The following is a 16,623-nucleotide window of genomic DNA, read 5'->3' on the forward strand; positions in this document are numbered from 1 at the left end:
GAGGCGCAGATGCACATCGTTCCACGCCAACCCAGCCCTGCTCCCCGCCCGCGACTGGCTCCACTGGCTGTTCTCCCGGTCTTTTACCGTCTCGCCGGCAAGCGCGTCCTGCTTGCCGGTGGTTCGGAGGCGGCCGCCTGGAAAGCCGAGCTCCTGGCAGCAACCGGGGCCAAGGTGGAAGTCCATGCACGGCCAGCCGAACTCTGCGAGGAAATGACCGCTCTGGCCGAAACCGGTCAGGTCAGACTTGTCCCAGGCCATTGGAGCGCCGCCGATTGGCAGGACTACGCCATGGCCGTGGGCGATTGCGAGGACGAGGCGGAAGCCGCCGCTTTCGCCGCTGCGGCACGCCGCCTGGGCGTGCCGGTCAATGTCATCGACAAACCCGATTTCTGCGACTTCCAGTTTGGGTCCGTGGTCAATCGCTCACCGCTGGTGGTCGGTATCTCGACGAGCGGTGCTGCCCCGATCCTCGGTCAGGCAGTGCGTCAGCGCATCGAAACCATGCTGCCGGCCACGCTGAGCGAGTGGGCGGGGCTGGCTCGGCGGGTGCGCCAACGCGCCACCGACCTGCTCCAGCCCGGAGCCGAACGGCGCAGGTTCTGGCAGCGTTTGGCCGACGAGGCTTTCCGCACGAGCCCGGAACACGCCAAGATCGACGACTGGATCAACCAGGCTCGGGGCGCACAAGGCGGGGGCGTGACGTTGGTCGGGGCGGGCCCGGGCGATGCCGAATTTCTCACAATCAAAGCCTTGCGGGCGCTCCAGGCGGCCGATGTCATCCTTTTTGATGATCTCGTTTCCGACGAGGTGCTGGAACTGGCCCGCCGGGAAGCCAAGCGCATCCTCGTGGGCAAGCGCGGTGGTCGGGAAAGCTGCCGGCAGGAAGACATCAACCGCACCATGATTGCCCTCGCCAAGGCAGGGCGTCACGTGGTGCGGCTCAAGTCAGGCGACCCGATGATCTTCGGTCGGGCTGGCGAAGAGATCGCCGAGCTTGAGGCTGCGGGCGTAGCCGTGAACGTGGTTCCTGGCATCACCACCGCGCTGGCGCTTGCGTCCGAACTCAAGCTCTCGCTCACGCACCGCGATTGCGCCCAATCCGTACGCTTCGTCACTGGCCATGCCCGCAATGGGCAGCTGCCGGAGAACTTTGACTGGCCGGCACTCTCGGATTCATCGACCACCCATATCTACTACATGGCCGGACGCACCTGCTCGACACTCGTCGATGGCTTGCTGCGCCACGGCATGCCGGCGCAAACGCCCATGGTCCTGGCGAGCAATATCAGCCGACCGGGGCAAGTCATCGTGCACTCGTCCCTTGCCGACGCCCCTTCGGACATGGCGCAGCTGGATCTGAGCCAGCCTATCATCATCGCGATCGGCGCGGCGATGGGGCTTCGCCAATCGCTTGAAGTGGAGAGGGTACTGGCGCTTTAACCAGGCAGCAGGGACCGGACCGTGCCGCTTTATGCAGAAAGCTGCAGTGAGCGGCGTTCAGGTAGCTGGAGGGCAGCAACCAGCGCGCGGTATTCGTGGCGAGCATTGACATGCGATATCGACGGTGCCCCGCCGAGGAGGCCTGCATCGAGCGGATCGAACACCGTCATGCCGCTTAAAAACAGCGAACGGAAAATGACGCGCTCGGCGATGCCATCGGCGACGCGGCAGCCCAGACCCTGCGCCAGGCGCTCCACTGTGTCCTGCACCCGGCTGGCATTGTGTGAACTTAGATTGGAGACGCGGTTGCGCACCAAGACCCAGTCTATGCTCCGGCCCGAGCGTTGCTGGCGCTCCGCCCGCGCTTTTTGCACATTGCGCGAATAAGGGCTCGCCTCGAGCGGCTCGCCCGTTTTGGGATCGATGCGGGCGAGAACGTCGAGATCGATCATGCTGTCATTGATGGGCGTCACCAGCGTGTCTGCGGCGCCATGGGCAAGGCGCGCGAGATTGCCGTCAAATCCGGGCGTGTCGATAACCACGAAATCGACCTCACCGCGCAGTCCATCCATGGCCCGGTTGAAGATGTCTAGCTCCACCCGCTGGTTCTCGCTCACGGAATCGCCCCAAGCGGTGGGAAGATGGACATGCTTGGGCATGAGGATGTCACGGCCGCTGGTGTCAGCCGTGTTGCGCCGGTTGCGCATATAGCGCGTCAGCGTTTGCTGGCGGCTATCCACATCGATGGTCGCGACGCGATGGCCCTGATGCAGCAGGTAAACAGCCAAGTGCAGCGCCGTGGTCGATTTGCCCGAGCCACCCTTTTCATTCCCAACCGCAATGATGTGCGCGCCGCCCTCGGCCATTCGTCGACTCCAATTCGGGGTTGAGCTTCCCCGGCATCAAGGGATTTCATGGTTAACAAAACGCTAATGCTGGGCACTCTCCAGCACTTTGCAGTGGACAAGTTTAGGTGAGAACCGCGTCGCGGGTTTCGGCATCAACGAACAAGGCGGCAACGGCGCCAAGCATGAGGAGGCCCGCGAACAGCGCTACTGCCAGGGAGAAATCCTGCGCGATCACAACAGCCAGGGCCGATGGTGCTAGCAAGCCGCCAAACCGCGCAACCGACCCCGCGGCCCCCATGCCCGTGCCGCGCAGCGCCGTGGGAAACAGCTCGGGCGTGAAGGCATAAAGCGCGCCCCAGGTGCCCAGTAGCGCAAAGCTCATGAGCAGGATGGCGCCCCCGATCAGCACCGGGCTGCCGGCAAGGAAGAACAAGGCGCAGCCCGCGGCGCTGAGCAGGAGGAAGCCGATCAGCGTCGGCTTGCGGCCGATCGCCTCCACGCCATAGGCGGCCAAGGCATAGCCGGGCAACTGCGCCAAGGCGACGATGACCAGGAAACCATAGCCGCGCACATAGCCAAAGCCCTCTTCGGCAAGGCGACCGGGGAGCCAGGTGAACACGCCATAATACGAGATCGACACCAGAAACCAGACGCTCAGAATGGCCAATGTGCGTCGGCGCAGCGTGGGCGAGAACAAACTGCCGCCGGTCGCCACCACATGGGGCGCCAAGGTCTGGTCTTGCCTCAGCTCCGGCTTGCCATTGGTGCGCAGCACGCGGTTGAGGGTCCGGCGCAATTGCGCATCCTGGCCGGTGCGTTGCAGGTGCAGCGGGGATTCGGGCACCCAAAAGCGCAGGAAGATACCGATCAGCGCAGGAACTGCGGTGGCGGCAAAAATCCAGCGCCAGGCATCGCTCGTCACAAAGATGCTGGCGGCCCAGGCCGCCACCGCCACTGCGACGGTCCCCACGGCCCAAAACCCTTCCAGCATCACCAGCCAGCGACCACGGTTCTTGGCCGGCAGGAACTCGGCCATCATGGCATAGTCCACCGGCAGCGTTCCACCCACGGCCATGCCGGTCAGGAACCGCAGCAGGAACAGCACGGCAAGGTTGGGTGCGAATACCGACAGAAGGCCAAACACGGCATCGCAGATCACCGTGACCAGCAGCACCCGGCGGCGGCCAAAGCGGTCGGCGAGCCGTCCGAACAGGCTTGCGCCAATCAGCATGCCCAGGAAAAATAGCGTTCCGATCTGGAGCGCTTCGGGTATGGACACGCCGAAGGTCGCGGCGATGGACGCGCTGGTGAACCCGACAGCGAGGACCTGCATGGCATCAGCCGCCCAGACCAGCCCAAAAATGCCGAGCAGGTGCCACTGAAAGCGACCCGCACCCGCACGCTCCAAGGCGCTTTCTACAGTCTGCTGCATGGTCATATTCTCACTCGCGACTAGTCTGCCGAACAACGACTTAGCCCAAATCGGCGGTGTTGCCGACCTGTTCGGACAGTGCTCGATGTCGCCAGGCAGGCTGTTAGCGCTGCGCCAGCAGGTTGGGTTGCACAAAGACGCCGGCGGTCCCCAACTGCACCCGACGTCGCGCCATTTCTTCGGTATCCCCATAGCGATCAATCGCCCAGGACAAGGCGAGAACCAATTCGAACACCTCTTCGGCGGCAACATCGGCGACCGCTCGGTGCTCCGCCCGGGCGGCCTGCAACAAGCGCCCGGTTTCCTCGATAATGGGCTGACAAGAGTCGTTCAACGAACCGGAGGGATCTGCATGGGCCGCAGCCAGACAATAAGGCAGGTCGTGCCAGATATGCAGCCGCCACGCCAGCCCGACCAGCCATTCCGCCAGCGCCTGGGCAGGCTCGAGCCTGTCGGAGAGCGACTTTCCATAGTTGAGAGCGTCAACAAAGCTTGATTGCATCACCGCGGCGAGCAGGTCGTCGCGCGTGGGAAAGTTGCGGTACAGCGTGGCATTGCCAACCCCGGCGAGCACGGCAATGCCGTCCAGCGGCGCCAACACCCCTTCAGCTTCAAAAATTTGGCGCGCTGCATCAAGGATCGCCTGACGGTTGCGCAGGGCATCGGTGCGCGGACGGCGCAGCCGCCGCTCGTTTTCCACGCCCTCGTTTTTTCCTGTCACATGCGCCATCGGCCCTCCTTGCCAAAGTGGGGACAGTCCCCATATAAGTTTTGTGGGGAACATCCCCACTTACATAGAGAGTTCACATGGAAAAGTCACTCGCGGGCCGTACAATCCTGGTTACGGGCGCCAATGGGGGTCTGGGCGAGCAGTTCGTGATCCAGGCATTGGACCGGGGCGCCCGTAAGGTTTATGCCGCAGCGCGAACCCCGCGCCGGTGGGACAACCCCCGCGTCACCCCGGTTTCGCTCGATATCACCAATGCGACGGCAATTGCTGCCATCGCAGCCATGGCCGGCGATGTCGATCTGCTCATCAACAATGCCGCCATTGCACCCGCAAATGATTCCCTCGCGGGCCCAGAAGACGCGCTGCGGCATATCTTTGAAACCAACTTCTTTGGGACCCTGGCCACCGCCAATGCTTTCGCGCCCGTGCTGGCGCAACACGGTGGCGGAACAATTCTCAACATCCTCTCGGCTGCCGCCTGGAGCGGCCTGTCGACGGGCTACGCCGTTTCCAAGACGGCGATGTGGGCAGCCACCAACGGCCTGCGCTCGCAGTTGCAGGGACAGAATACGCAAGTGGTTGGATTGCTGGTGGGCATGATCGACACCCCCATGTCATCGCGCTGGGATGTCCCCAAGGTGACCGCCGCAAGCGTCGTCGCCCAAGCCTACGACGGTATTGCTGCCGGCGCGCTCGAAATTTTGGCCGATGAACCGACCCGAGGTCTCAAATCCATGCTGAACATGAAAGGTGAGCAGCTGTATCCCATGCTCCAGGAGCAACTGGCCTCCTTCATCCCGTAACCTGCAAAGCCCCCAGGCGCTCGCCCGGGAGTTCACGGGTCTCAACCAGCCTCGCGCCCTATCAATGGGCAGCAGGATGCCCGCCACGGCTACGGGGGGCTAGTTCCAGTTGAAGGTGGCATGAGGCTCGCACCCAACTCTCGATCACCATTAGCGCCAGTGGCGCCTTGGGGGCACAGGGCTCACCGCTAAGGCGCTACTGACGGGTACCGCGATAACCTGCGCCGGTCGCCTGACACCCGCTCAGCCCTGGAACCAAGCCTTGGTGGCGCCGGAACAGCGACGCAGACGCAGGTAACGGACAGACGACACTCTCTTTTACCAGCCTGAACGATCCAAAAAGGATGCAATGCCCGGCTGCCGCGGGTGCCAACGCCAGCGCTTTACCAGTCGCGCACGCAGGAAAGCTCGTCCTTGCTCACCTGCTCGTGCACCTTTTCGGCGAGGCAGTCGCACTGCGCCTTGAAGGCCTCAGCCTCGTCCGACGTCAACTTCCCACCTGAGATTAAAAGCTCCAGCTGCGACTTGCACAGCTCGAAGTCAGGCGCGGCTTCGCCAGCCGCCTGAGCAGGCCCTACCCACAAGAGCGCGGTACAGATTGCGGCTGCGATAAACGTCGTCGGCGTGCGTCGTGACATTGGTGTTCTGCTATGCAAAGGGCGGCTAGTCCGTGCCTCATGCATGCCGCGGTGTCACACGCAGGTTGATCCCCGTGTCGGGACGAACGGTCATCAGCATGGTCGGGGAAGGCAGCGCACGCGGGCCCGGGTCGAAATGGAAACGAGACAGTAGGGTCCCCAGGATGATCTGCGCTTGCATCATGGCAAAATTGGCGCCGACACAAACGCGCGGGCCTGCACCAAAGGGTAGATAGGCATAGCGATCACGGGTCTTGACCTGTTCGGGCAGGAAGCGGTCCGGGTTGAATACATTAGGGTCTTCCCACAGCATGGCATGGCGATGCAGCGCATAGAGCGGCAGGAAAATCACGTCATTGGCGTAAATATCGCGGCCTGCCAAACGGTCGCTGGCGAGCACTTCGCGGGCCAGCAACCCCACTGGTGGATAAAGCCGCATCGACTCCTCCAGAATGCGGCGGCCGAGCGGCATGGCTTCAAGATGATCAAGCCCTGCAGGCTGATCGCCAAGAACGCTCCGTGCCTCCGCGCTGGCTTCTTCTTGGACCTGAGGGGAGATTGCCAGGAGCTGCAAGGCCCAGCTGAGCGCGAGCGCGGTGGTTTCGTGGCCCGCGACGATGAAGAACTGCATGTTGTGCAGCACATCCTGAGGCGACATTGTGCGCCCGGTTTCCGGATCACTGGCCTTGAGCATGAAATCGAGTAGATCATCAGCCTGACCGGTGGCTTGCTCGCGGCGAGCCTCGATGGCTTTGGCGACCATGTCGTGCATGGTGTGGACGGCGCTATAGCCCAGCAGTTCTCCTGGGCGCGGAAACCAGCTGGGGACGCGCAGAAAGTCGAGAAGCGATGCCCGTCCGGCGGTCTCGAAATACCGAATGATGGCCGCGCCATAGGCCCGTGCATCGAAATGCTCACGGCCCGACAAGGCAACCTCGCAGATGACGTCGAAGGTAGCGGTCAGCATTTCTCCCAGGATTTCGGCATGGGGCCCTGCCGTGTGCAGCCGCTGTGCGGCGCGTTCCGCGGTTGCCGTCATCACTGGCGCGAGTGCTGTAACATTGCGCTGCGCAAAAACCGGCGCGACGGCGCGGCGTTGCCAACGCCAGTCGGCGCCTTCGGCGGTGAACAGACTATTGCCGATGGCCGGGCGAAGCATGCGCAGCATGACTTCGGACTTTGGGTAGTTGGCCGCATTGTCGAGATAGATCCGTCGCAGGGACGCCGGATCCTGCACCATGTGCCAGCGCGCCGCGCCCATTCGCCCCGACACTATAGGTTGCTGATAAGCAATGGCGGGAATGATCTCGAGCACGTTGCGGCGTGCAGCCCGCACCGACTGGAGGATAGATAAGGGCTTGCGATGGGGCTCAACATGGGGCGGCAGGATAGGCCGGTCGGTCGCGGGCAAGGCCGTGCTCCTCGTTCGAGGTGAGCCACTCCTACCGCATCACCTCCCTAGTCCAAAGCCACACATGGGTGATTGCTGCGCCGGATGCGGCTCCCAGAGGCGGCCGTGCCTGGCTTAGTTCTCGGAGCGGCGGTAAAGCACCATTCCGCCATGATGGAGAACACCATCGAGGAAATCGCCATCGGCGGTGAAACCGGTATCGTCCCAATACTCGATATGATCGCCCTCGATCTCATAGCGACCCTGATAGGCACTTTCACGGTTTCCCCGGGCTTCGTCATATCGGCCATCAGGCAGCAGTTGGTGACGGACATATCCATCTTTCGTAACCCACATGCCGACATAGGGGTGAGCCTGCATAGCGTCTGCTCCGTCTTGAGGAAATGTCGGGGTACTGGCCAGAACGAGAGTCATAGCCAGGCAAGTTGGCGCCAATCTCATGATCGTCGCCTTTCTCAGTGCGCCGCCGCAGTGGGCCGAATGGTGATCTCATTGGTGTCGACATTGTCCGGCGCTTCGATGATGTGCCGGACCGCCCGGGCGATGGCCTCTGGCTGGAGGCTGATCCTCCGCCATTCGGTCATCGCTTCTGCCGTGGCTGGGTCGGTTATCGAGGATGCAAGTTCGGATTCCACGACTCCAGGATTGACGCAGGTCACCCGGATTGTGTCGCTCTCCTGCCTGAGACCATCCGAGATGGCGCGTACCGCGAACTTGGTTGCGCAATAAACCGCAGCGGTCGGAGTGACGGCGAGCGCGCCAATCGAGCCGACATTGATAATCTGACCCGATGCTTGCGCCTTCATCGCGGGCAGCACCGCCGCAATACCCCAAAGCACACCTTTGATGTTGACGTCGATCATGCGCTCCCACTCATCGACCTTGAGAGCATCGAGCGGTGAAAGGGGCATTACGCCAGCATTATTGACGAGCACATCGATACGCCCCCACTTGCCCAGCGCTGTCTGGGCAAAGTGCGCCATGCCCTCGCGGTCGGTGACGTCGAGTTCAGCGAACTCGGCTTGACCGCCATTCGCCCTGACTTCCTCTGCTAAGGCCTTGAGCCGGTCCGTTCGGCGGGCGCCGAGCATAAGCTTGGCCCCACTTGCTCCCAGTTCTCGGGCGATACCGGCGCCGATGCCACTGCTGGCCCCGGTGATCAGAATGACTTTGCCTTCGCGACCCATGGTGTTCTCCTTCTTCCCGCTTGTGGTGCCAACGGCGAGTCCCCGATCGGTCTGTCCACGCTGCCGTCGGCCTGAAGAATGGCAATTTAGTCCGCAAACACAATTTGCCTTCTGCCCTATGCTGAGGTTAGCCTTGCTAACCAATGGCCATTGATCTGAACCTTTTGCGTGTCTTTGTGGCCGTCGCCGAGGGCGGCACGTTCCGGGCCGCTGCCGACCGGCTCGGCGTCACGCGCTCTGCCGTGAGCCAGGGCATTCAGCGGCTCGAAGACATCTTGTCTCAGCCCTTGTTTCAGCGTTCGACACGAAGCGTCCGCTTGACGGAATTTGGAGAAAAGCTGCTTGAGGGAGTTGCCCCTCACCTGGCCGAGATCACAGCCACCCTAGAGACTGCGATGGACGCGGTTGGAGCGCCCAAGGGCCTTTTGCGGATCACCGCCACCTCCATCGCCGAGCGGTTCCTCTCGGGCCCTCTCATCGCTTCATTCGCGGAAGCTTATCCGAACATCACGTTGGACGTGACGGTCTCGGACGATGAATTCGACATCGTTGCCGCAGGATACGACGCTGGTGTCCGTCTCGGTGAGGTGATCGAAAAGGACATGGTCGCCATTCCAGTGACCGGACAGCAACGGCAAGTGGCCGTAGCATCGCCGAAGTATTTCGAGAAATACGGTTGGCCCCGGCATCCCAAAGAACTCACCAATCATCGATGCGTCGGCTGGAGGCCACATCCACAATCTGCGCCCTATCGGTGGGAATTCGAGCGGGACGGTCAGGCCTTCGACGTTGCCGTGGAACCTCAGGTGACGACCAATGACATGTTGTTGATGCTTCGCACGGCGTTGGCGGGCGGCGGCATCACCTTCGGCATCGAAGAAACCTTCCAACCCTACTTGGAGAGAGGGGAATTGGTTTCGGTGCTGGACGATTGGCTACCGCCCTTCGCAGGTTTCTTCATCTACTTCCCCAGCAGACGCACGGTCTCTCCAAAATTACGGGCGCTTCTCGATCACATTCGTGATCTGCGGAGCAAAGAGTAGCCCCCGCAAACGGACGGGGATAGGCGATAGCAGCACCTCGAAGCTTGAACCGCAATGGAGCCGCGGCTTGCCCGACACCATCAGAGCGACAGTCGAGCCTGCAAATCCTTGAGTAGCCACTGCCCGGCCGGGCCGGGCACTTTGTCAACCATGCGCGCGGCATAGATGGTCAACGCATCTCCGGGCGCCTGGGCATCTTGGGCCAGATCTAGGCGAACCAAATCTCCTGCTGCGACATGGTCGGCAATCAGATGTTCGGGCATTCGGCACCAGCCGAACCCGGCCAGGAGGAAGTCCAGCCTGCGCCCCAGATCGACGAAACGCCAGGGTGTAGCGCCCGTCAGGCCGTAGTTGTTTGCATCGCGCTCAACCGGATCCGAAAGGACGAGCTGGATGTGGCTTTCCAGGTCGGCACGAGTTGCGGGCCGATCGAGCTTGGCTAAGGGATGCTCGGCCCCGACGACCGGCGTAAGCGCGACGCGAAACAATGATGAAGCCACCACGTCAGGGGGCACAACCGGCAGCAAAAGGCAAAACGCCAGCGCAACGTCGCCGTTGCGCAAACGGCGCAGGGCCCCGCCAAGGCCTTCGGTGGAGAAACTGATGGGGAGATGCGGATAGGCCTGATGTAGGGCGCGCAAACTTTCGATGAGCGGGCCAGTGGGCACAAGTGGGTCGATAGCCAGAGCCAGCTCGGGCTCGATCCCGCCTCGGGCGCCAGCGGCTACGGCTTCAAAGCGTGCTGCGCTCGACAACACCATCCTCGCCTGACTGACCAACACCCGGCCGGTTTCCGTCAAGCGCGGGCGATGGCCGCTGCGGTCAAATAGCAATACGCCCTGCGCCGCTTCCAAAGTCGCCACAGATTGGCTGATTGCCGATTGCGCACGGCTTAATTGCCGCCCAGCGGCGGAAAAGCTGCCGGCATCCGCGATGGTAACCAGGATACGTAGCTGGTCGAGACTAAGATTGCCAATCAAGGTCCATCTCTCCAGCCGATGGTTTATATCAGTTTATTATCGCTCCTGCTGTGAGGGCAAGGGCACTAAACCTGCCTCGAATTTCCGGCTGTCTCAGCCAAACTCGAGGACCAACTTCAATGCCCAAAATTCTCGTTGTCGAAACCAGCCCGCGGGGCGAGGCGTCGATTTCCCGCCAGCTTACGAAACGCGTTATCTCTAACTGGCGGCTCTTGAACCAGGATGGGGAAGTCATAACGCGCGACTTGGCAGTAGCTGCGCTGCCCCATGTTACCATGCCGTGGCTATCGGCCTATTTCACCCCACCGAATACCCATACGCCGGACATGGCAGCGCAGCTTCGTCTCTCAGATGCTTTGGTTGAGGAACTGCTTGCGGCCGACGAGTTGGTCATTGCCACGCCCGTCTACAATTACAATATCCCCGCCAGTCTCAAGGCCTGGATCGACCATATCGTGCGCAAGGGGTTGACGCTCGGATTTGATGGCAAGGGTCTGCTGACCGGCAAAAAGGCCACTTTGATCATCGCGTCCGGCGGAATCTATGGAGCCGCCTCACCGATCGAGCACCTCAATTTTGCGCCGCGATATCTTGAGTCGATACTCAACGTTCTCGGCATCACGGACGTGACGATCATCCATGGCGAAGGCGCAAAGGCCGTGGATCTTGGAGAAGCAACGATGGACAAGTTCGTTGACGCCGTGGTTCCCGAAATGAAGCGCTCTGCGGCAGCCTGATTGCTCAGGAGTATGTGGGCTTCTAGCGGGGCCTGCCTACGCTCCTACTCCGGTCTCAATTGGCCCAGGCCCTTTCCGCCCTCGCCGCGAAAAAGGTCCGCCGTGGCGGACCTTCAAGCAGTGGTGTCTAACGACAGAAAGGGAAGCCCGGGGCACCTATCGCACAGGGCTTTTGTCCGTTGGATGCGCCGGGGGCGGGGCCAGTGTTCGGGCCGGGCCTGCTGTTGCCGCGGCCATCGTTGTTGCCATGTCCTGCGGGCCCATCTTTACCCGGGCCTGCATTCCCAGGACCGTTGTTGCTACCGGGACGGCCGGGACCATCGTCGCCGGGCCTGTGGGGACCAGGACGGCTTGCGCCTGGCCGGACCGGGTCATGGCGGCGGGGCGCGTCAAATCGGGGCGGGCTGCCGAAGTCGGATTTAAACGTCGGCGAAGGACGTGTCGGGCGGCTCGACTCTGCCAGGTATTGCCAGGAGACCCAGCCAGCCGGCCCTCTTTTGCTGACATAGCACCAGCCAGCGCGACAACCTTCAACATTGACGCGTTCGCCGCGCTTGAGCGTGGCGGCAACTGCGTAGCCGGTGCCGGGGCCTGTTCTGACGTTGACGTTTGTCGTCGCTACTGCCGGTGCGGCGAGCGCCGCAGCTGCCGTTCCAAAAAGGATTGCGCCAGCCAGCACGGCACCGAGAATGGGTTGAGTAATTCGCATCTATATTCCTAGTTCGCGGACGATAACGCCCTAAGCGCCAAGAGCGCCCTCGTTCCTGAAGATTGTATGAACGCCGCAAGCCTGCGCTGCTTGAACTCACGGGAGCGAGTGGCGTTTGCCCGTTATTCATCGGGTATCACTCGGCTGGCAACGATCACCGGCATCAAGCGTTGCGGTCATCCCGTGCAGGCCTTGCCTGCCGCGTTCCGGCGCTCGGCGCCGGACCGCATGCTAACACGCAGATCGGCCCACACTTGCGCAAATACCAAGCCGTCCTACTCGCCGTGATGCTTTGCGGCCTGCCCTCATCCGTTTGGGCGCAAGCACCGCAGCCCCTGGGTTCAGCCAAAGTACACGGGGTAACCCTGCCGGAGGAGGCCCGCACCGAAACGCAGCCGCCCGAACAAGGCGGTCAAGCCCAGCAGCTGATGAAGGAGGCCCGGATCCAACTCGAGCGCGCGGCCCACAAGCTGGACCTCGAGGAGGGAACCGGGCCTGAGGACGCGCTCCGGTCCGCCAGGAACGCCCTTGAGGAGTTCGACGTCAGCCTCGAGCAGCTGGACCAGTCATTACCCGGCTATGTTCCGCTGGAGCTGGCGACCAGTCTGTCCAAGCAGGTCGATACCGCTCGCCTGCTGTTGGATACCGATCGGCAGGCAGCCGCGTCCAATATGTACGAGCTGGTCTTGCGCGTAACGGACCTGACGGCGGAGGCCGATCTGCTCATCGGCAGGCCATTGCTCGGCAAATCCGGCCAGGCGCTCGGCGACATTTCCAATGTGCTGATAACCGCTGACGGTCGGGTGCAAGCCCTTGTCGTAGATCGACAGGGTGCAGGCACCGACCGGCAGTTCACCGTGGAGTGGAGAACCATATCCATCTCCGGAGCGAACCTGATCGCCGATCTTGCAGAGGACGATCTGCTCGAGTTGCCGGACTATGTCGCCCAGTGACCGCATCCGGTTGGGGTCAAGTTCACTTCAGCAGTCGAGCGCTTGCGGGCTTGGGTAGCGACTGTCTGTTTCTTGCGTTCTTCGGAGATAAGCAGAGCCAGCGGCGCTTCGAACATCCATTTGGGTGCCGAAACACTGCCCGCACGCAATGTGCCCCATGAGGGTGACGCCCCCTGCCGCACGCCCCTTGATCCATGGCCGCTCCTGGGAAACCTTCGCCAAAATTGACGGCGATCAAGCTCCTGCCCCCCGTCCACGCTATTCTGGCAGACCACAAGGGGAGAAGTGCCATGGACGATGATGTCGCTGCCAGCTCAAGCCCATCCGCGGTCGCCGCGCCGGCGCGCAAGACTCAGGTCCCCCAAATGAAGGCGGCGGTGTTCGTTGAGCCGGGACGGATCGAGCTCGAGTCCAAACCCGTTCCAGATGTTGGCCCGCTCGACGCCCTGATCCGCATCACCATGACCACAATCTGCGGCACGGACGTGCACATCCTCAAGGGGGAATATCCCGTCGCCAAAGGGCTGACCATCGGCCATGAGCCGGTCGGCATCATCGAAAAGCTTGGTTCGGCCGTGCAGGGTTTCAGTGAGGGCCAGCGCGTGATTGCCGGTGCCATCACCCCTTCGGGCCACTCCATGGCCTGTCTTTGCGGCTGCCTTTCGCAGGATGGGCCCGACACCAAGCACGGTTTCAAGGCCATGGGCGGGTGGCGCTTCGGCAATACGATCGATGGCGCCCAGGCCGAATATCTGCTGGTGCCCGACGCCATGGTCAACCTGGCGCCCATTCCCGACCATCTCAGCGACGAACAGGTGCTGATGTGCCCCGACATCATGTCAACGGGCTTTTCCGGCGCCGAAAGCGGCAAAGTGCGTATCGGTGACACCGTCGCCGTTTTTGCCCAGGGGCCGATCGGTCTTTGTGCAACTGTCGGCGCCAAGCTGATGGGAGCAACCCGCATCATCGCGGTGGAAAGCGTGCCGGCACGGCAGGAGATTGCCCGCCAGCTTGGTGCCGACGACATCGTCGACTTCAGCAAGGTCAATCCCGCCGAAGAAATCATGCGGCTCACCGATGGCCGCGGGGTCGATGTCGCGATCGAGGCGCTGGGTCGGCAGCAAACCTTCGAAGGGGCGCTGCGCAGCCTGCGCCCCGGCGGGACCTTGTCTTCGCTCGGGGTTTATTCCACCGATCTGACCATACCGCTCGATGCCTTTGCGGCTGGGCTCGGCAATCAAAGCATCGTCACTACGCTTTGCCCCGGCGGCAAGGAGCGGATGGCCAGGCTCATGGATGTCATCGCCTTCAAGCGCGCCGACCTCACGCCACTCGTCACCCACCGCTTCCGGCTCGATGACATCGTGGAGGCCTACGACCTCTTCAGCCATCAGCGCGACGGCGTCCTCAAGGTAGCCATCACGCCGTAAGCGGCGGTATGGTTCTGTTTATTCACGGCAAGTACAGAGGCCTAACCTCTTCATGCAGACCAAAGGCGGCAGCAACTGCCACCATTGCCGATATATCGGCCGGCGGCGAACCATAACGGGGTGCCAGGAGCTTTATCCGCTGCAATGCGCTAGAATTTTCCCGTTTTGAGATCAGGGAGCTTTGGCCCCGTCAACTGCCGCTTCGCAAGTGCCCAGAACCGTTCCGCGCTCGAGCGTAGCCTGGCCTTAGGCCGGAACAGCTTTATCTCGATCGGGATATCGAAACGGCTATCGCCAGCGCGAACAAGGCGGCCCGCATCAAGGTCATGCTCCACCAGCACCATCGGCGCCCAAGTCATGCCGAGCCCGTCCCGTGCCATCTCAACCAGCAGCGTCGCTGGGCCGACAAAAGCCTGAGATAGTTGAGGGGGCTCGGGCAAGGTCGCAAGGTGATGACTCTCAATCCGGCCGAGCCCAGATCCGGGGTGATAGGTTAGGTGGGCCACAGGGGTCTCAGTCGAGCCCGGGAGTTGGTGCCGCGGCTGCGTCGCTCCAAGCTCGACCGGGGCACTGACCGGCACAACGACCTCGTACCCCAATGTGAGGGACTGGAATCGGTTGGTCAGGGTCCGCTCGGCCATGCCGGGATGGCTATAGGCCAGAAGAAAATGCGCGCCGCCATCCACCAGCATGCGCTCGCAAATTGCCAGGTTCGCGGCAAACAACTGCACCACGATCCCTTCTTCCTCTGACTGAACTCGCTTGATCCATTTGGGAAAGAACGTCTGGGACAACGCGTGCGTGCTGGCAAACTGGACCGATTCAGTCGTTGAGAAGGCGGTGTCGAGCGCAACTTGGCGGCCCATCTCGATCCGCTGCAGGATGTCTTCGGCAACTGGTTTGAACGCGAGGCCGGCAGGGGTCGGGGTGACTGAATGGGTGCTGCGCTCAAACAGCTTTGTGCCGATCCAGGTTTCCAGTGCCAGGATGTGCCTGCTAATCGCAGGCTGAGTGACGTGGCGCCGTTCAGCGGCCCTAGAGAAACCGCCGAACTCCATGACCGCAATGAAGTCCATCAGCCAGCTGATTTGTACGTTCATACCGAAATTGCATCACCTTATGAGGAGAACAGTGTCTCACGACTCCAGGCGCCCGTCTATAAAACGGCAAAGGAACGCGCTTTGACCCTCCGCCAGAGGTGCAGCGGACACCTTCGCAGCGCCAGTACTGGAGGACCACCACGTGCCAAATACTCTCCCTATCATTGCTCTGGTTGCCGGCGACTGCACTGGCATTGGCCCTGAAATCACAGCCAAAGTGCTGGCAGAAGGCGCCATTCAACAGGTTGCTCGCATTGTTCTCGTCGGCGATGCCCGCGTCATCGAGTTGGGTATGACGCAAGCTGGTGTCAGCTTCCCCCTCGTCAAGATAGCCGACTTAGCGGAAGCCGATTGGTCAAAGGCTGCAGTGCCGTTGATCGATCTCGGTAATACCGATCCTGCACAACTGCCCCCCGGTATTGCGAGCCCGCTCAGCGGCAAGCTGACTGGTGATACGCTGGCTGCCGCCATCGAGTTGGCAAAGGCAGGCAAGGTCGATGGCATCACCTTCGCGCCGCTCAACAAACGCGCCATGTTCGATGGCGGCTGGAAGTTTGCCGACGAGCACAAGATGTTTGCACACCTGCTTGGCCACAGCACGTATTTTTCCGAGATGAACGTGCTGGACAACCAGTGGATGAGCCGGGTAACGGGTCATTCCTCGCTGCGCGAAGCGCTGGACCAGATCAATGAAGAGAGCATCACCGACGCCATTACCCTGGTCGACACCATGCTGCGCCGCGCAGGCTTTGCTAGCCCTCGCATCGCCGTAGCTGCACTGAACCCACATGCGGGCGAGAACGGTCTATTCGGGCGCGACGAGATCGAATTGATCCGCCCTACCGTCGAAAAGGTGAAGGCGGGCGGCATCAACGCCTCGGGGCCATTCCCCGCCGACACAGTTTACGTGCGCGCCTTCGCTGGCGAATTCGACAGCGTCGTGGCGATGTATCATGACCAGGGCCAGATCGCGACGAAGCTGAAAGGCTTTAATCGCGGGGTCACCGTGACGGCAGGGCTGGAGACGGTGTTCACAACGCCGTCGCACGGCACTGCCTTCGATATTGTCGGACAAGGCGTTGCCCGGCCGGGTGCGCTTGCAAGTGCCGTCCTGCTGGCTGCAAAGCTGGCCGAGGAAAAGACCCGTATGGCAGCCCTCGCTTGATCGACGGCTGCGGG

At 62.0% G+C, this 16,623-nt stretch carries 17 protein-coding genes; 7 read left to right on the forward strand and 10 right to left on the reverse strand.

All coding sequences use genetic code 11. The features are described 5' to 3' along the window. The first annotated feature begins 9 nt into the window (after positions 1-9). Positions 10-1,443 carry a siroheme synthase CysG gene (cysG, locus tag AC3YMN_RS05440; RefSeq protein ID WP_127751807.1) on the forward strand — a complete coding sequence of 478 codons (1,434 nt, stop codon included), beginning with the start codon at positions 10-12 and terminating at the stop codon, positions 1,441-1,443. Between the two features lie 29 nt (positions 1,444-1,472). On the opposite strand, the gene AC3YMN_RS05445 is transcribed toward cysG, so the two are convergent. From AC3YMN_RS05445 to AC3YMN_RS05455, 3 genes are all read right to left on the reverse strand, one after another. Then, complete coding sequence (locus AC3YMN_RS05445) at positions 1,473-2,309, reverse strand: division plane positioning ATPase MipZ (RefSeq protein WP_127751806.1); 837 nt, start codon at positions 2,307-2,309, stop codon at positions 1,473-1,475. A gap of 103 nt (positions 2,310-2,412) precedes the next feature. After that, positions 2,413-3,723 (reverse strand): MFS transporter, encoded by a 1,311-nt coding sequence (locus AC3YMN_RS05450; protein ID WP_489889239.1) that lies wholly within the window; start codon positions 3,721-3,723, stop codon positions 2,413-2,415. Positions 3,724-3,826: 103 nt separating this feature from the next. Further along, positions 3,827-4,453, reverse strand: a complete 627-nt coding sequence (locus tag AC3YMN_RS05455; RefSeq protein WP_489889240.1) for a TetR/AcrR family transcriptional regulator — start codon at positions 4,451-4,453, stop codon at positions 3,827-3,829. A gap of 77 nt (positions 4,454-4,530) precedes the next feature. On the opposite strand from AC3YMN_RS05455, the gene AC3YMN_RS05460 reads away from it, so the two are divergent. Further along, complete coding sequence (locus AC3YMN_RS05460; RefSeq protein WP_489889241.1) at positions 4,531-5,256, forward strand: SDR family oxidoreductase; 726 nt, start codon at positions 4,531-4,533, stop codon at positions 5,254-5,256. A gap of 383 nt (positions 5,257-5,639) precedes the next feature. Here the strand turns inward: AC3YMN_RS05460 and AC3YMN_RS05465 are convergent, their stop codons facing one another. From AC3YMN_RS05465 to AC3YMN_RS05480, 4 genes are all read right to left on the reverse strand, one after another. Continuing rightward, a complete protein-coding gene (locus AC3YMN_RS05465) occupies positions 5,640-5,894 on the reverse strand; it encodes a hypothetical protein (protein WP_172122227.1) in 255 nt (84 codons plus the stop codon). A gap of 37 nt (positions 5,895-5,931) precedes the next feature. Continuing rightward, a complete protein-coding gene (locus AC3YMN_RS05470; protein ID WP_489889242.1) occupies positions 5,932-7,305 on the reverse strand; it encodes a cytochrome P450 in 1,374 nt (457 codons plus the stop codon). Positions 7,306-7,419: 114 nt separating this feature from the next. Beyond that, positions 7,420-7,719 carry an Atu4866 domain-containing protein gene (locus AC3YMN_RS05475; protein WP_489889795.1) on the reverse strand — a complete coding sequence of 100 codons (300 nt, stop codon included), beginning with the start codon at positions 7,717-7,719 and terminating at the stop codon, positions 7,420-7,422. A gap of 41 nt (positions 7,720-7,760) precedes the next feature. Further along, positions 7,761-8,492, reverse strand: coding sequence for an SDR family oxidoreductase (locus AC3YMN_RS05480; RefSeq protein ID WP_127751802.1), 732 nt, complete (start codon positions 8,490-8,492; stop codon positions 7,761-7,763). Between the two features lie 143 nt (positions 8,493-8,635). Here AC3YMN_RS05480 and AC3YMN_RS05485 point away from each other — a divergent pair, with 143 nt between their 5' ends. Next, positions 8,636-9,535: a LysR family transcriptional regulator gene (locus tag AC3YMN_RS05485; RefSeq protein WP_489889243.1), complete on the forward strand. Its 900-nt coding sequence runs from the start codon at positions 8,636-8,638 to the stop codon at positions 9,533-9,535. Between the two features lie 80 nt (positions 9,536-9,615). On the opposite strand, the gene AC3YMN_RS05490 is transcribed toward AC3YMN_RS05485, so the two are convergent. Further along, positions 9,616-10,515 carry a LysR family transcriptional regulator gene (locus AC3YMN_RS05490; RefSeq protein ID WP_172122219.1) on the reverse strand — a complete coding sequence of 300 codons (900 nt, stop codon included), beginning with the start codon at positions 10,513-10,515 and terminating at the stop codon, positions 9,616-9,618. A 119-nt stretch (positions 10,516-10,634) separates the two neighbouring features. On the opposite strand from AC3YMN_RS05490, the gene AC3YMN_RS05495 reads away from it, so the two are divergent. Then, positions 10,635-11,252, forward strand: a complete 618-nt coding sequence (locus tag AC3YMN_RS05495) for an FMN-dependent NADH-azoreductase (protein ID WP_489889244.1) — start codon at positions 10,635-10,637, stop codon at positions 11,250-11,252. A gap of 127 nt (positions 11,253-11,379) precedes the next feature. On the opposite strand, the gene AC3YMN_RS05500 is transcribed toward AC3YMN_RS05495, so the two are convergent. Beyond that, the gene (locus AC3YMN_RS05500; protein WP_489889245.1) at positions 11,380-11,961 is read right to left on the reverse strand and encodes an SH3 domain-containing protein; all 582 of its coding nucleotides are present in this window, start codon (positions 11,959-11,961) and stop codon (positions 11,380-11,382) included. A 62-nt stretch (positions 11,962-12,023) separates the two neighbouring features. Here AC3YMN_RS05500 and AC3YMN_RS05505 point away from each other — a divergent pair, with 62 nt between their 5' ends. Then, entirely contained in the window at positions 12,024-12,914 is an 891-nt protein-coding gene (locus AC3YMN_RS05505; RefSeq protein ID WP_489889246.1) for a PRC-barrel domain-containing protein, read from the forward strand. A gap of 365 nt (positions 12,915-13,279) precedes the next feature. After that, positions 13,280-14,344, forward strand: coding sequence for an NAD(P)-dependent alcohol dehydrogenase (locus AC3YMN_RS05510; RefSeq protein ID WP_489889796.1), 1,065 nt, complete (start codon positions 13,280-13,282; stop codon positions 14,342-14,344). 149 nt (positions 14,345-14,493) lie between these two features. On the opposite strand, the gene AC3YMN_RS05515 is transcribed toward AC3YMN_RS05510, so the two are convergent. Next, positions 14,494-15,444 carry a LysR family transcriptional regulator gene (locus tag AC3YMN_RS05515; RefSeq protein WP_489889247.1) on the reverse strand — a complete coding sequence of 317 codons (951 nt, stop codon included), beginning with the start codon at positions 15,442-15,444 and terminating at the stop codon, positions 14,494-14,496. A 217-nt stretch (positions 15,445-15,661) separates the two neighbouring features. Between AC3YMN_RS05515 and AC3YMN_RS05520 the strand changes: the two genes are divergently transcribed. Next, positions 15,662-16,609, forward strand: a complete 948-nt coding sequence (locus AC3YMN_RS05520; protein ID WP_489889248.1) for a PdxA family dehydrogenase — start codon at positions 15,662-15,664, stop codon at positions 16,607-16,609. Positions 16,610-16,623 lie beyond the last annotated feature (14 nt).

It is taken from the genome of Devosia sp. Z11_6, assembly GCF_058133665.1.